This window comes from Myroides sp. TSA_177.3 (assembly GCF_052691955.1).
This window is the reverse complement of sequence record NZ_JBQZGD010000015.1, coordinates 19487-34306: the sequence shown is the minus strand read 5'-3', so window position 1 is coordinate 34306 and position 14820 is coordinate 19487. Positions and strand designations below refer to the sequence as shown.

General features: G+C 38.1%; 18 protein-coding genes. 7 read left to right on the top strand and 11 right to left on the bottom strand.

Going from position 1 to position 14820, the window contains the following annotated elements:
* Window position 1: 1 nt before the first annotated feature.
* From ACUTSE_RS13390 to ACUTSE_RS13375, 4 genes are all read right to left on the bottom strand, one after another.
* Window positions 2-478 carry a DUF7000 family protein gene (locus ACUTSE_RS13390; RefSeq protein WP_445640594.1) on the bottom strand — a complete coding sequence of 159 codons (477 nt, stop codon included), beginning with the start codon at window positions 476-478 and terminating at the stop codon, window positions 2-4.
* Between the two features lie 19 nt (window positions 479-497).
* Window positions 498-1619 carry a serine hydrolase domain-containing protein gene (locus tag ACUTSE_RS13385; protein ID WP_445640593.1) on the bottom strand — a complete coding sequence of 374 codons (1122 nt, stop codon included), beginning with the start codon at window positions 1617-1619 and terminating at the stop codon, window positions 498-500.
* 150 nt (window positions 1620-1769) lie between these two features.
* Entirely contained in the window at window positions 1770-2486 is a 717-nt protein-coding gene (locus tag ACUTSE_RS13380) for a LytR/AlgR family response regulator transcription factor (RefSeq protein ID WP_445640592.1), read from the bottom strand.
* Window positions 2487-2499: 13 nt separating this feature from the next.
* On the bottom strand, window positions 2500-3528 hold the full coding sequence (locus tag ACUTSE_RS13375) for a sensor histidine kinase (RefSeq protein WP_002991938.1): 1029 nt from the start codon (window positions 3526-3528) through the stop codon (window positions 2500-2502).
* Window positions 3529-3943: 415 nt separating this feature from the next.
* Here ACUTSE_RS13375 and ACUTSE_RS13370 point away from each other — a divergent pair, with 415 nt between their 5' ends.
* Entirely contained in the window at window positions 3944-4405 is a 462-nt protein-coding gene (locus ACUTSE_RS13370) for a carboxypeptidase-like regulatory domain-containing protein (protein WP_445640591.1), read from the top strand.
* Window positions 4406-4732: 327 nt separating this feature from the next.
* Here ACUTSE_RS13370 and ACUTSE_RS13365 read toward each other — a convergent pair whose 3' ends face one another.
* Window positions 4733-5371 carry a CatA-like O-acetyltransferase gene (locus tag ACUTSE_RS13365; protein WP_445640590.1) on the bottom strand — a complete coding sequence of 213 codons (639 nt, stop codon included), beginning with the start codon at window positions 5369-5371 and terminating at the stop codon, window positions 4733-4735.
* A gap of 131 nt (window positions 5372-5502) precedes the next feature.
* A complete protein-coding gene (locus ACUTSE_RS13360; RefSeq protein ID WP_445640589.1) occupies window positions 5503-5823 on the bottom strand; it encodes a DMT family transporter in 321 nt (106 codons plus the stop codon).
* 150 nt (window positions 5824-5973) lie between these two features.
* Here ACUTSE_RS13360 and ACUTSE_RS13355 point away from each other — a divergent pair, with 150 nt between their 5' ends.
* Window positions 5974-6345: a winged helix-turn-helix transcriptional regulator gene (locus ACUTSE_RS13355; protein WP_002991945.1), complete on the top strand. Its 372-nt coding sequence runs from the start codon at window positions 5974-5976 to the stop codon at window positions 6343-6345.
* 106 nt (window positions 6346-6451) lie between these two features.
* On the opposite strand, the gene ACUTSE_RS13350 is transcribed toward ACUTSE_RS13355, so the two are convergent.
* On the bottom strand, window positions 6452-6850 hold the full coding sequence (locus ACUTSE_RS13350) for a hypothetical protein (RefSeq protein ID WP_445640588.1): 399 nt from the start codon (window positions 6848-6850) through the stop codon (window positions 6452-6454).
* A gap of 9 nt (window positions 6851-6859) precedes the next feature.
* Entirely contained in the window at window positions 6860-8236 is a 1377-nt protein-coding gene (locus ACUTSE_RS13345) for an MFS transporter (protein ID WP_445640587.1), read from the bottom strand.
* 84 nt (window positions 8237-8320) lie between these two features.
* On the opposite strand from ACUTSE_RS13345, the gene ACUTSE_RS13340 reads away from it, so the two are divergent.
* Both ACUTSE_RS13340 and ACUTSE_RS13335 read left to right on the top strand, forming a co-directional pair.
* Entirely contained in the window at window positions 8321-9178 is an 858-nt protein-coding gene (locus tag ACUTSE_RS13340; protein WP_445640586.1) for a helix-turn-helix domain-containing protein, read from the top strand.
* A 390-nt stretch (window positions 9179-9568) separates the two neighbouring features.
* A complete protein-coding gene (locus ACUTSE_RS13335) occupies window positions 9569-9976 on the top strand; it encodes a hypothetical protein (protein WP_445640585.1) in 408 nt (135 codons plus the stop codon).
* Window positions 9977-10043: 67 nt separating this feature from the next.
* Here the strand turns inward: ACUTSE_RS13335 and ACUTSE_RS13330 are convergent, their stop codons facing one another.
* On the bottom strand, window positions 10044-10700 hold the full coding sequence (locus tag ACUTSE_RS13330) for a cysteine hydrolase (protein WP_445640584.1): 657 nt from the start codon (window positions 10698-10700) through the stop codon (window positions 10044-10046).
* The gene (locus ACUTSE_RS13325; protein WP_445640583.1) at window positions 10700-11191 is read right to left on the bottom strand and encodes a nuclear transport factor 2 family protein; all 492 of its coding nucleotides are present in this window, start codon (window positions 11189-11191) and stop codon (window positions 10700-10702) included. The genes ACUTSE_RS13330 and ACUTSE_RS13325 overlap by 1 nt, the downstream gene beginning before the upstream one ends.
* Window positions 11192-11295: 104 nt before the next feature.
* Here ACUTSE_RS13325 and ACUTSE_RS13320 point away from each other — a divergent pair, with 104 nt between their 5' ends.
* The 3 genes from ACUTSE_RS13320 to ACUTSE_RS13310 all read left to right on the top strand — a co-directional run bounded on the left by ACUTSE_RS13320 (window position 11296) and on the right by ACUTSE_RS13310 (window position 13898).
* Complete coding sequence (locus ACUTSE_RS13320) at window positions 11296-11610, top strand: MerR family transcriptional regulator (protein ID WP_172462241.1); 315 nt, start codon at window positions 11296-11298, stop codon at window positions 11608-11610.
* A 376-nt stretch (window positions 11611-11986) separates the two neighbouring features.
* Complete coding sequence (locus ACUTSE_RS13315; RefSeq protein ID WP_445640582.1) at window positions 11987-13264, top strand: adenylosuccinate synthase; 1278 nt, start codon at window positions 11987-11989, stop codon at window positions 13262-13264.
* 67 nt (window positions 13265-13331) lie between these two features.
* Window positions 13332-13898: a Crp/Fnr family transcriptional regulator gene (locus tag ACUTSE_RS13310; protein WP_445640581.1), complete on the top strand. Its 567-nt coding sequence runs from the start codon at window positions 13332-13334 to the stop codon at window positions 13896-13898.
* On the opposite strand, the gene ACUTSE_RS13305 is transcribed toward ACUTSE_RS13310, so the two are convergent.
* Entirely contained in the window at window positions 13895-14806 is a 912-nt protein-coding gene (locus ACUTSE_RS13305; protein ID WP_445640580.1) for a helix-turn-helix domain-containing protein, read from the bottom strand. The genes ACUTSE_RS13310 and ACUTSE_RS13305 overlap by 4 nt on opposite strands.
* Window positions 14807-14820 lie beyond the last annotated feature (14 nt).

Genomic DNA, 14820 nt, shown 5'->3' with positions numbered 1-14820 from the left:
ATTAAAGCAAAGGATTAATTTCCACTATGGTCTGTAAGGCTTTGGTCCGAATAGCCAAGAGCATATCCTCTGTCCGATCGAAGTTGAGCTCATCCAATAGAACCACCTCCAAAATAGCATACTGAGGCATGGCGGTGCGGTGTGCATTCCATTTGCTTTTTTTCAAGGTTTTCCAATACTCTTGTTGCACTTTAGCGTTTTGCCCCATTAACCAAAGTTCGATTTGCATTTTAGCGTGATTGAGCACAATGCCATATCTCAACTTCTTGTCTCTTAGTTCTCGATTAAAAAAAGAAAAATAGCTGTAATCGAGATACCCAGGTGCAATATTCCCTACCTTAAATTCCGCTTTGTGATGAAGAGCAAAATCTGCTTTAGATTGCATCAAAAAGCGCAAGAGAAAATGATAGGCTTGGGCTATCTTCTTGTTTTGAATTTCCTTTTGGTAATGCTGGAGTAGGGTATGAATAGATTTCATTGCTTTTTTTAAATTGGGGTTATTCTAGTACCGCTTGAGCAAGTCGATAGCTGATTTCTACAGCATCGATGTTGGCACTATTGCTCAGGACCACTAGGGTTAATTTTTTACTGGGAATGCGAATCAAATTACAATTGTAACTCATCCATCCTCCGGAATGTTCTAGGGCATCTAGGCCTTGTATTTTGCTTAATCCAATGCCAAAGGCATAGGGACTATAATCGACAATGTCTTTGCCCTCAGGGGTAACCGAAGGGAAAGCCGTAGCAAACTTTTTGACAAGTGCTGATCCACCTACTTTTCCCGAGGTCATATTCTCCCCCCAACGGACTAAATCGCCAACAGTACTATGTACTTGACCATCTCCGGTGTGGGTCCAAAATACTTCATCGGGTTGATCTGCTTCATTATACGATAAAACGTGATGGCGTTCAATCGGGTACTGATCGACGATGAAGGTATTATTCATCCCTAAAGGAGTAAAAATATACTGCTGACTAAAGTCTTTCATTGACATACCGCTTACGCGTTCTATAATCTGCGCCAATAAGAAATAGCCCGTATTGCTGTACTCTTGTTGGGTACCTACTTCAAACTCTGTATGGGTTAATTCGCATAAATGTTGTACTGTTTCAGCACTGCTTAGCGGATATTGTCCATCAAGTCCTTTGTTATAGGCAATTTGCATATAATCAGATAGTCCACTAGAATGGTTGATTAAATGCGCAAGGGTAATGGGTTTTACATAGTCACCCAATTCTGGCATATAAGTGTATAGGGACTGATCAAGCGCTAGTTTTCCTTTTTGTTCCAATAACAGGATACCAAAAGCAGTAAATTGCTTGGAGATGGATGCAATATTGAATACATCATCAACCTGTAATTGGCGAGCAGGATCTAGTGTCGCCAAACCAACAGCTCCCGTATACGTTGCGCCTTGGTCAAAATGTACTTGGTACGTAAAACCAGGTTTATCTGCTTTGCCGTTTTGTTGTGCAATTCTTTCCAACTTCGTTGTCATTTGTTCTTCTTTTTTTGTGGGTGTTTCGGATTTATCTGATTTATCCGAACAGCTAAGTAGTCCTAGACTTCCTACAGTGGATACACTGACCAAGGCGATATATAAAAGTTTCTTTTTCATGTTTTATGGATGTGAAAGGAGCATACGTTTCAATATATGAGGCAAATATCTCCTTGCATTTTCTTTCCATCAAAAAAAAAGGATGAACGGGCTGATTTTTATGACCAAACGCATTCAGCAACATCTGTTTAGGGGATGTAGACGACTATTTTACTCTTCTAATTTATCGAGTAATTCTCTTTTATACGTCGATCCTATCGGTAAGATAACTCCTCTTTCTAGTTCCACTTGACCTCCTGAAATCTTTTTAATTTGATTCAAGGCAACAATATGCGATTTGTGGATGCGCATAAAGTGATTGCGATCTAATTTCTTTTCTATTTCAGTGGTTGTAATTGGGCTGAGGTACTGTTTTTCTTTGGTAAATACTTTGACGTAGTTTCCCCAACTTTGCAGGTGGGTGATATCACTGTAGTGCAGTTTAAGCGTATCACCATCTACGCGAAGCAAAATATACGATGTTTCTTGTTCTTTCGGCATTGCGTCTGTCGTTTCACTGATGGGTTTATAGCGGGAAAATACATTGTCTATTGCAGCCATAAAGCGCGCTAAATCAAAAGGTTTAACTAAGTAATCCACTACGCGGTATTCATAGCTTTCTAATGCATATTCTTTATAAGCGGTGGTCAATATAACAAGGGGCGGATTTTGAAGGGCTTTGAGCATTTCTAATCCTGTGATACCCGGCATATTGATATCCAAGAAGAGGAGGTCTACAGGATTTTCATACATGTATTCCATGGCTTCGATGGGATTGTAGAACGACTTTTGTAAGTCGAGTTGTTTTAGTTTTTGAATGTAATGCCGGAGGACTAAGTGTGCGCCTTCTTCGTCGTCAATGATCATACATTTGAGTGTCTTGTTCATGGGTGTGGGTGTGTTAGTTTAAATGTATAATTAAGTTCGTGGTGTACGTGTTTTGATCTTGTGTTGTTTCTAGGGTAAAACGATTGTGGTATAGTAATTCAAGCCGTTGGCGGATATTGATTAGTCCGATGCCTGTTGAATTGTTCTGAAGGAGTTGATCGCCTAACGAATTGGCCACTTTTAGATGAATGACTTGTTTTTCTATGGTTACTGCTAAGGATACAAACCAAGGGTGTTGAATGGTTAAGCTGTGTTTGAATGCATTCTCTACTAAGGTAATGAGCAATAGGGGAGCAATCACGTAGTGTGGAGCTAATTTCTCAGGATCCTCAATCGTGTAGGTAATGACACAACGTTGTCCTACGCGCTCTTTTTCGAGTGCGATATAATTGCTGATAAAGGCCAATTCTTCTTCTAAGGTAACGGTATCTTTTTTAGAATTTTCCAATTGATACCGCATTAAGTTTGAAAGTTGGAGAATGAGATCTGGCGTACGCGTAGGATCCGTTAAGCTAACCCCGTAGAGGTTATTGAACATATTAAAAACAAAGTGGGGGTTCAGTTGGGCATGTAAGTATTTGATTTGAATTTCACTCAGCATCAATTGTGCTTCATTGCGTTTTTGCACTTCATGCGAGTAGGTGCGAACTAACAAGATGGATAGAATAGCCGCTGTACTAATTACACAAAGAACGAGATGCGAGACATAATGGTCTAGGAGCGTATCTTCATCCGTTAAATAGTAGGTTGGGTCAATCCACCAATAATCTGCAGCCAGTAATATACCCGCTCCGAGTAGCGTGAAAATAACCGCTGCTATTCCATAGAGGAGGTATTTTTTGTTGAGAAATAAAGAAAAAAGAAAGTAGCGATGAAAAATCGCTTGCCCATAGACAAGGGAAAAGAATAGGAGGGTTTTAATGAAATCTGCTTGTGAGATGGACTTCATTAATTCGGGCAGCATGATAAGTGCAAACAAGGCGCAGAAGTAAATCACTTCCTCTACGAAAGGTTTGGTATACCATTTTTGCGTTTTCTCCATTCGACACTACTTTTAAGGACAAACATAGTTGTATTGCACCTTAAGTTACAAAAAAATATGACGAACGCAGTTCATCATGGGGAAAATATAAGTTTGTACGTGCAGTTTGTAAGGAGATGGGCTTTTTTGTTTTTTTGTGCTTTGTGAAGATGGTGAGGAAGGTGAGGAGGTGAGGAGGTGAAATCGGAACGCAGTGTAGATTCATCGAATACCAAAACAAATATAAACCCATGAGATAGATGGTGAGGAAAGTGAGGTTTGTGCTTTGTGATAATCTTTCAAAAAAACAAAAAGACAAAAAAGCAAAACACAGTGGTACCTATTATTGTTTTGATAGAAATTAAATAGTTATACAACAGTAGAACAATTGATTTATTTACTACATTAGTTTTATTCACCCCAAAGAATGAAAGAAATGAAAAAAAATTTACTTTATTGTTTCATACTGTTATGCAGTTTGAATGTCTTAGCAGGTAAACGCGTAATTAAAGGACAGGTGTTAGGAGAGGATGGTTATCCTTTACCTGAAACTTCTATCGTGGAAAAAGGAACAAAAAATAGTGTAAACACAGATTTGGACGGAAAATTTGAAATAAGAGTGAAAAATAAAAAGGATAATTATCTTGTGGTTTCTTTTAAAGAATGCGAAACGAAAGAAGTTAAACTCGATAAAAAGGAAAAATTTTATACCATTACTTTAGTAGATAACGCTCCTTCAGCAGAATTGATTATTAATACAGGATATATTAGTAATCAACGAAGAAGGGGAGGGTATCCAGATATTAAAATTTCAGAAGAAGTTTTGGCTAGAGAGCGTAGCAGGATTGAAAAGACAGCGACTGAAGTGCCTGTAGATGGTAAGCATAAAAAAAAATAAAAGAAAGAACAAACGGGCGCTAAAAAGCTTAGAACAAAATCAACGTTAAAACAGAATTTAGTTTTTTGTATGAAAAATCAAGAGTAAACGATAATGTGTTTAGCATCAACTTGTAGAAAAAAGAGAAGTTTTTGAACGAGCTAATCTTTTATTACAGCAGTAAGGATGTACCTAAAACAAAGAAGAGATAGATGATTCGCTGAACGTATTGAAGATTTGGATTCACAATTTGTAAAAGACAATTTTTTTGCTTTTTTGTGAAGTCGTTCTTTGTGCGCTTTGCTCTTCACGAAAAAGCAAATAACAACCAACAAAAAAGCAAAAAAACTATTGCCCAATTTCATCACACAATTCTTGTAAACTGTGTAATAATTGAGCTACATGTAAACCATCACAAGTAGCGTGATGCACTTGAATGGAAATCGGCATTAAAATCTCATCCCCTTGAATGGAGTATTTTCCCAACGTAAAAATAGGCGCAAAGTAATCGCCAAAACCTGGAACATTCAGGTTAAAACCATCAAAACTTACCCAGGGAATCATTGATATATTGAATATATTTTCGATGCCTTGTTGAGGAGATAAGGCATAATTGTCCTTATACTGGTCGTGTGTTTGATCATATTCCGCTAAGAATACCTTTAAATCGTCGGTATACATCGTGTATAATTCAGAGAATGTTTCCGTCTCTGGATGCATAATCGTATAAGCAGGATGGATAATATCCCATTGAATAAGTTCCCCCTCTTTCATGGCAAATTTAAAAGCAGCGTGTCTATTCACTGCCTTTGCCAGTAAATAAATGATTGTGGGATAGAATTTATAGTCATTCGCCTTGATATAAGGAAGGACTTTGCTGATGTTTATTTTTGTGGTTAAGCTAAACCCACAACGCAATTGATCTTTAAAATGGTAGAAATGTTCTTTTCTGTTCCATGTTTCTATGTCGAATTTTTTGTAACTCATCTTGTCATACAAATTTTAATAAAGAAAGCAAAAGTACAAGGATTATTCGATTTAGAGGGGTATATCCCCAAAAGAAGGAAGCGGAACGGATGAATAAAGGATGAATAGTAAGGCTTAATTTAGGATTCAGCTTAAGCTTTTCCTAGTTCAAGAGCTAATACCCCTGCGATAATCAGTGCAAGTCCGAAAAGCTGGATGATGGTTAGGGTTTCTTTAAAAACGACTAAGCCAATAAGGGCGAGTACGGTAATACCAAGTGCTGCCCAAATACCATAGGCAATTCCTATAGACATTCCCTGTTTGAGCGAAAGCGACAGTAAATAATAGGCTCCTACAACGCCTAAAATAGCGATAATTGAGGGAATTAATTTTGTAAAACCATTGGATTGTCTAGTAGCTAATGCACCGATAACTTCAGCTAAAATAGCAGCGATAAGAAAAATGTATTTCATGTGTTTTGAATTTGAGGCAAAGGTATTTTGATGCTTTCAAATCTGGAATAAGACACAAATTAATCCTATGGACAATTTTATCCACTAGTACAAAAGCAACTGCTTTGCGGTTTTCTTCTTAATTTTGTTTTGATTTTTGCCCTTTAGATTATGTATAGAAATAAAATACCACAGCATTTGGATTATGGTGTAACCGTGACATTGAAGGTGATGGGAGGGAAGTGGAAACCCTGCATCATCGATTGTGTTGCTACTGGGATTCAACGACCTACTGATATTCAAAAAACGATTAAACACACCAGTTTACGCGTAATTAATAAACAGCTGTCAGAATTGGTCGATTATGAGGTTTTAACAAAAGAGGTATACGAAGGATATCCCTTAAAGGTGGCCTATCATTTAACTGCTTTTGGAGCAACTTTATTACCCATTATTGCTGCTATGGAACATTGGGGAGATCAATATGCAGAAAAAGTAGCTCAATTGGCAGTGAATAGAAATGAAAGCATACAAATGGATTAATTAGTGGTCTCATGCGACAGTTTGGGATAAGAAATTAGTAAACATGCTGGTTTAACAGATAAATAAAATGAAAAAGCGCTAAGTAAGATTAGCGCTTTTTCTTGTATTACACCCATTCCTCAACCAAGTGATACCACAAGGTTTGTCCATTTTCATAGCGGAAAACCGCAGAAGCTTGTCTTGTATTTTGACTGTCATCGGTATATTGAATTTCAGTATAAGAAACAAGAACATGATGCGAAGTTGCTTGTGCTTCTATGTTTTTTACTTCCACTTTTCGCTGTGGAAATTGCCCATACACTTGGTGTAGCCATTGTGTTAACATAGGGAAGTCGACCGTATTGCCATCTCCGTTGACTAATTGGAAGGCAGGATCAAACGTATTGGTTATTGCCTCATATAGGGCTTGTTGGTCTGTGGCTGTGCCATTGAACCACATTTCGATGTGGTGACAAAAATCTTGAACTTGTTTTTTACCAAGTTCGATAAGCGCGGTTGTATGCATTGTATTGATTTAAAAGATTTTATTTTTTTTATTGGTTAAATAGAAACGGATACCAAAGAGTTGTACCGTTCCAATTGTAGCTAAAGCTGTGGCAAAAGCGATCGGAAATCCAAGGGTTTCACTCAAACTAAAAAAGACAGTACCTAGAATTGCTCCACCTAATACACTACCCACTTGAATAATGGTACTGATAATACCCGAAGCTTGTCCGGCTTGCTCTACGGTGATGGGGCGAATGCTTTCCTTCATCATGACGGGCATAATGAGCCCATGACCTAGACCTGCACATAAAAATAAACCATGTGTAAGGAGATTAGGGGTAGGGAAGTTGTAAAAGAACAAGCCAAGAGAGACAAAAGAAAGACTTAAGAGCGTTAAGGCAAATGGAATCCAAAAAGCAGCACTTCGTTCTACTTTAGCAAATAGAATTGGACCTAAAAAAAATCCAATGCCATAAGGGACAATTGCCAATCCAGTAGCTAAAACAGACCAGTGTAAATGCGTTTGTAAATAGTAGGGATAACAAATGAATAGTCCAGCTGTAAAGTTGTAGAATAAGATAATCGGCAGATGCAGTGCAAAGGCTTTGTTGTGAAATAAACGCAAGGATATCACTACATTTTTATGTTGTTTTTCTCTGTTTCTTTCATACTGGATGAATGCTGTCAATAAGATCAAACTCAAGCCGATAAGTCCCCATATCCACCAGGCCCAATGAAACGTTCTCCCGTAGATAAGTGGTGTTATAAAACAAAGTAGGGTGCTGATAATCAGTATAACACCACCATAATCCAACCGTTGTTTTCGCAGGGGTTCTGTAGGCATATTGGTGTAGATTCCGTATAAACAAAGAGCGGCAACAGGAACATTGACGAAGAAGATAATTTCCCAAGTCAAGCCTCCGAGTTGGAGTTCTAATAGAACGCCTCCCAATAATTGTCCCATAATAGCGGCTAATCCAAATACGGACCCAAAGAATCCCAAGGCTTTGGCGCGTTCTTGTTCTTCAAAGAGTATTTTAATTGAAGCCAATACTTGTGGCGCTAGTAAAGAAGCTCCAATCCCTTGTAAAAAGCGAGCAAAGATGAGGAATTGAATCGTTGGGGATAAGCCACAGGCAATGGACGAGAAGAGAAAAATCCACAAGCCCAGCGTAAAAATGTTTTTTCGGCCGTATATATCCCCTAATTTTCCACTGCAAACAACTAAAGCTGCATAGGTTAGTCCATAAATAGCAATCACCATTTGCAGTTGATTATCGGTTGCTTGAAAAGAGGTTTTAATGGCTGGTAAAGCCATGTTGACGATGAAGTAATCCAAAGGGGATAAAAACGCCCCTACGACGAGGTAACGCAAGATAGTCCATCTGTTTTTATATTCGTTCATTCGATTATTTTTTATTTCTTTGCAAAGAAAACACGCTCGATACAAAATAAATTGTATCTAAAAAGGTTTTTGTTGGTTTAAGCCATGCAGTTAAATCGAGTTGATCCCATTCTTATTGAACAAGTAGCTTGTATTGCTGATGTCTATACGATGCAGTCTAAAGCAGAATTAACCTTGGTGTATGTGTTAGAAGGAGATGGGGTGACTCATTTTGAAGATCAAGCGATTCCCTTTCAGCAAGGCAAGCTCTTTTTGATTCCTTTTGATGCAAAATACAGCTTCGATAGTGCGAAGCGCAGTCGCTTTTTGGTGATTGCGTGTCCGCAAAGTTTTATTACGCAAATTCGCCTAGAAGCAGATCGCATCGAAACCTGTGATAACTTGACGAAGCTGAGCTATATTACACATAATTACCACGCCAAAGCCGGTTGTGTATTTCGCATCGCGGAAGATGGCGTATTGGCTGAACAGCTGTTATATGCCATGGAGCGAGAAGCACAAAACCCAATCCAAGATTACCTGATTATTCGCCAAGCGATGGGGATATTGCTCAATCTCGTGGCGCGTAATTTGATTCAAAGTGATTACAATTCTACAGCAGAAAAGCAGAAAGTACGCGATGTTATGAAGGTAATCACCTACATTCAACAGCATATTGCTGATCGAGATAAATTGTCTATTGCTTCCTTGGCGCAGGAATTTGGTATGGCTAAGAGTTATATTGGGGCGTATTTTAAAAAACAAGTGGGACTATCGCTGCAAGATTATATTCTGGATTACAAGTTGAAATTAGCAGAAATCCGCTTGAAGTACAGTACAATGCGATTAAAAGAAATTGCCTTTGAATTAGATTTTAACGATGAGAGTCACTTCTCTAAATTGTTTAAGAAATACAAGGGGATGACTCCTTCCCAGTATAGGAACAAACAAAAGGATGCGTAGTTTTTATGTTGTATGTAAGAGAAGATTAGGGTGTATTGAGAAAAATGCAAATCTTAGTTGTTCAAAATAGTTTAGATAAGGACCTTTATAGTTGTTTAAAATCTTGATTTATAGTGAAATAAGTTAATAAAAATCGCACGGTTAGAATAAAATAGGCCATGGGGGAAGGGAAGCGGAAGTTTGGTGAAGTTGGATTGCTAAAAAAACACATTTTTATAAAGCCTATATTCTATGTGTTATTTGTTTAAATTGAGTAATTTGTAGTTAATTTTCTATAAAAAACGAAATATATTTTTAATTAGTAGTTGTTCTTTTAATAATAATTTATTATAGAAAAGGAATTGAGGTACCTTTGTTCGATTCATATAATAGTATTAAAAAAAGAAAATCATGATTAAAAAAATTGTATCTTATTCTTTGGTATTCCTTGGTATTTTGTTTTCAGGAACAAGTTGTAGCAGTAGTGATGACAACAGTGGAGGAGTGAAAAAAGGATCTGCATCTGCAACAGTTGCAGGGAGTTATATGGGGGCATATGATTCTAAAGAATTTAATAAATTGCTCGTAGTTGAAGATTTGGGAAATAACAAAATCAGAATGAGCGGTAATGATAGAACGCCTATTGAGATGGAAGTTCAGTTCGTTTCTGAACATACAGATCATCAGGATGTTATGCATAAAACAGGAGAATTAGCAGGTGTGTTGGTCTATGTTGCAGAGACAAAAACACTAAAGTTTTCTGGAAAAAAAATAATGGAAAATCAAAAGCGTATATTTTTTGAGGGGAAAAAACAATAAGTTTATATTAGTTATACGATAAAAAAAGACTCATTCTTACTGTCGCAAGAATGAGTCTTTTTTGTTTTTACTTGCTAGATGTAAATGCTTCCGTTGTTTGCTGACTTCCAAAGTGATGGACGATTTCATCTAAGAAATACTGTTGTTGTGTCGCATTAAAGGCTGCTGTAGCATCAGAGAGCACAACCGCATGATATCCTCTTTCATGTGCATCTCGAAAAGTACTTTCTACACAAACATGGGTAGCATAGCCTACTAAAAAAAGTTTTTCTATGTGGTTATTTCTCAAATACACATCGAGGTTTGAACCAGTAAAGGCACTCGCTCCTGTGCGACCTTTAACGATAAACTCACCCTCAATAGGTTGAACCGTTTCATAGAAAGAAGTGCCAAATGCACCTGCTTGAAAGGTGCCTGCTTTGGGAATGGCATGGCGTAAACCACTCGTAGCTAGGCCCAGTTCTGGATATCCTGCAGTAAAGCTCAAACCCACATGAATGACTGTCAGGTTATGGTTACGCGCATAAGTCAACGCCTTTTCAATCTGCTGGATCGACTGTTGCATTAGGGCTTGATCTTCTACTAAAGCCTTGTAGAGATTGCCTTGTGGATGCATCCACTCATTTTGTGTTTCAATTAAAAGTAAAGCTGCTTTTTCTTTTGTTTGTGCTTGCATCGTCATCATAAAAATTAAATTAAGCGTGAGTAAAACGAATTGTTTCATTATAAATTGAGATTTAAAGGGTTAGTAATATGGTCTTTAGAAACTTTTGAAACGGCCAACCAACGGGAGTCAAATTTGATGTACGAGAGGTAGTCCGTGATGATGAGCTGTTGGGCTCTAAAGTATTGCACTTTTACCAGCGCAATCGTATCCGTTACATCCAGTACGTCGATGAGGTACTCTAAGTTGCGCACACCAGAAGCCATTTGTTGAGCGTCCTCTTTGTAAGCTTTTACTAAGGCTACCCAGGTAGCTAGTGGCAGTTTAAACAGGCCGTTTGTCTCTGTAGGAATAAGAATGGCAAAGTCAGGGTGAAAGCCTTGGTACATCGCCTCATAGTTTAGCGCATTTAAAGCGCCTTGAGAAAAGGTGTCTTCTACAAGTTGAAGGATCTCTTTTTTTACTTGTTCTGTTGAAGGAGTTTGAGCTGTCATAGTCAAAGATGAAAGAAAGGTGAAACAAATACAAAGGATTAAAATTGTTCTTTTCATACCTAAGTTGTTTTTAAGTGTCATTAATTGTAAATAATCTACAATTGCAAATGAAGGACTTATATTTTATATTTACAACATTAATTGTAAGTTATTTACAAATCATGGAGAATAAGGAAAATAAAGAACTGTCATTTGACTTTGATTTTTTAGATAAATTGGTTGTAGGCATTGGGGAAGTTGCTCAAATTACGGGCATTCCAACACGTCAAATTCGCTATTGGGAAGAGAAGGGGATTATTAGCAGTTTAACGGAAGAGGAAGGAAAAAACAGACGCTATAACTACGAGAACATTAAAAAAATGTTATTGATCAAGGAATTAATGGAAGAAGGGTATACCTTGGATGCTTCTGCTGAAAAAGTGAAGAAGCGCATGGAAATGATTGAAGCGACCTTAAATAAATTGAGACAACCCTAAACGAGTGGAACGAGATGCGATATGTGCGCTATAGCTTGGGTATTGTGAGTCTGTTGCTGTTATTCTTCTTGTTGAAGTATAACGGTACAACGCGATTTGCGAAAGAGCCAAAGCTACTGAGAAGCAACATTGACTCCCTAGACTCAAAAGCATTACAAGCCCCTTTGTATGAAGAATATTTACGGGTGAAATTTGATCATTGTACGCCTTAGTATTATTTTTTACTATAGAAGAAGATAAATGATATGTATTGATTATCAAGTTTTTAAATGAAATAATTTGCCATAGAAAACCTTTTTTGTCATATGGCAATTGCCTTTGAAAGGAGGCCCTCTACTTTTGTTGTTTAATTCTTTAACGTTTGAACAACATGAGTATGGATATTTTAGTCGGACTCCAATGGGGAGATGAAGGAAAAGGTAAGTTTATCGATCACATTTGCAGCCAATATGACATTGTAGCTCGCTTTAATGGGGGAGCCAATGCGGGGCATAGCATTTACTACAACGGAGAAAAAGTAACGTTGAAACTGCTTCCATCGGGTGTTTTTTATCCGAATACGATGAATGTAATTGGAACAGGCGTAGTGGTGAATCCAATCCAATTGCAACAAGAAATAGAACAGTTGATGGCTTTGGATGCTACTTTGGCTCTACCTAAGCGGTTGTTGCTTTCGGCTAAAGCTCATTTGGTTTTACCTACTTATGCTTATTTCGATCAGTTTTATGAAGCCCATCCCGATTATCGTACGATAGGTACTACAAAGAATGGAATTGCACCTGCATATGCAGCGAAAATACTCCGCCAAAACTTGCGTGTGGGTGATATTTATAGCGCACAATTTACCAGTGAATTACAGGCTATACTCGCCCGACAATACCGAGAATTGGAACAGTTGCAGTGCGACTTGCCCCCTTTAAAGGAAATGGAAGCGGCTTATATGGATGGGATTGCATTCTTGAAAACACTACTGATTACCGATACAGAGCTATACGTCAATCAAGCGTTAAATGAAGGAAAAAAGGTATTAGCAGAAGGAGCGCAGGCCACGATGTTGGATATCGATCACGGTACGTATCCGTATGTGACTTCGTCGAGTACAGTTGCTGGAGGTGCCTGTACTGGATTGGGGGTTTCTCCTAAAAAAGTAGGGGAGATTTTTGGCGTAACAAAAGCGTATACAACCCGTGTTGGAGAAGGGATTTTTCCGACAGAGTTAACGGGAGCAGAAGCAGAGCAACTCCGCATTAAAGGAGGGGAATTTGGCTCCAATACGAAACGACCAAGACGTGTGGGCTGGTTGGATTTACCTGCATTAAAGTATGCCTGTATGGTGAATGGCGTTACCCAACTGATTGTCACAAAAGGCGATATTCTCAGTGATAGGGAAGAAGTTCCTGTTTGTACCCACTATGAAGTGGAAGGAAAAAAACAGGCGTACTTCCGTGTTCATCAAGATGAAAAAACAACACAAGCCATCTATCAATCCTTTGAAGGCTGGACGGGTGATTTCACTCAAATTAAAACAGAAAATCAAGTGCCTTTAGCGTATAAAGCGTATCTTAATTTTATTGCACAAACTGTTGGTGTACCTGTCACTTATCTTTCAACAGGACCTCAAAGAGAAGAAATTTTGAAGTTGAAAGGAGATTAAAAAGAAGATTAAAAAGAAGATTAAAAAGGAGATTCGTTAACTTTATCGTGACGGGAAATAAAAGAACATGGAAGAACTAGTAATCTATATCGAGAAATTTGCCACACTTACAGCAGCGGAACGCGAACGCATACAAGCCGTATTTACGTTTAAACGCATTGCGAAAGGGGAGTATTTTGTAGAAAGTGGTAAGAATAGCCATGCGATTGCCTTCGTAGAATCGGGGGTATTCCGTTCATTATACTACAATAAAAAAGGGGATGATTTTACGCGTTACTTCATTTATGAAGGGCGTTTTGTTGGCGATTTGCACAATTTCTTTATTCAAGCTCCTGCGAATGATTATGTAGAAGCAATTACCGATGCTTGTGTTTGGAGCATTGATTATGCTGATTTTTGCCAGCTCGAAAAGAAAATCTCGGTATGGCCCTTATTGATGGCTAAACTACATGCCTTTGCAACCGAAAGCAAATTGAAGACGGCCAATATGATGTTGAATCTAGAAGCAAAAGAACGTTACTTACTTTTTTTAGCTCATTATCCAGGATTAGTCAACCGAGTGCCTTTGAGTATGTTAGCCTCCTATTTGGGGATTACGTCCTCTTCGTTGAGTCGAATTAGACGCAGTGTTTAACGCACTTTATTTGCAGCTAGATTTGTGGGTAATCCCGTTTGTATCCTATAATTTTCTGGGGAAAGGCCCGTATTTCGTTTAAAATAACGACAAAATAAACTGGTATCAGTAAAATGCAACTCGTGGCTAACCTCTTTGATGGACAGGTTGGTTGTATTTAATAAGGTTTTCGCCTGTATCATCACAAAGAAGGTAACCCATTCTAAGATGGATTTACCCGTTTCTGCTTTGAGTAACGTGGTTAAATATTGAGGGGTTAGATGCAGTTGTTCCGCATAGAATTTGGCACTTCGATGCTGTGTCGCTTGATGCAATACTAGCTGATAAAATTCGTGTACAATCGCAGAAGATCGACTAATCGGCGTATGATTGGTTTGATCCGTAGGCGCATAAGCTTCAAGAACAAAAGAAATTAGGGAAAGCGTAAGGTAATGTAGGGTTTCCGTTGTTTTGAACGCATTATTTTTCACATATACATTTTGCAATAAGTGCAGTAACTCTTTAAAAACAGCGGTGTCTTCCTCGTTTAATTGAATTAAGGGATGATTGCGTAGGGTAGTGTTGTGAATCAACTGAAGCAGAACGGGAAAATTACTTAGAAAATCCAAAGAAAGTCCTACGGTAGTCATGGTTGCATCTGTACTTGCAGCTAAGGGTTCAATAATCACCTGTGGTAAAATAATGGCAATATCTCCTTTGTCGATGCGATAGCTTTCTGTCTGAATGCGAACGTCCATGTGACCCTGCGTCATAAAACTCAAAATAAGGCCATCAAATTGTTGGCGATAATCTACTCCCTCCTCTAGAGGCTGATATACTTGATTCATGATGATCATCCCTTTTGCGTGTTGCGGATGATTAGCTTCATATAATTTGTATAGATCATCAAGAGTAACAGCAAGAGACATAACCAGTGTAGATT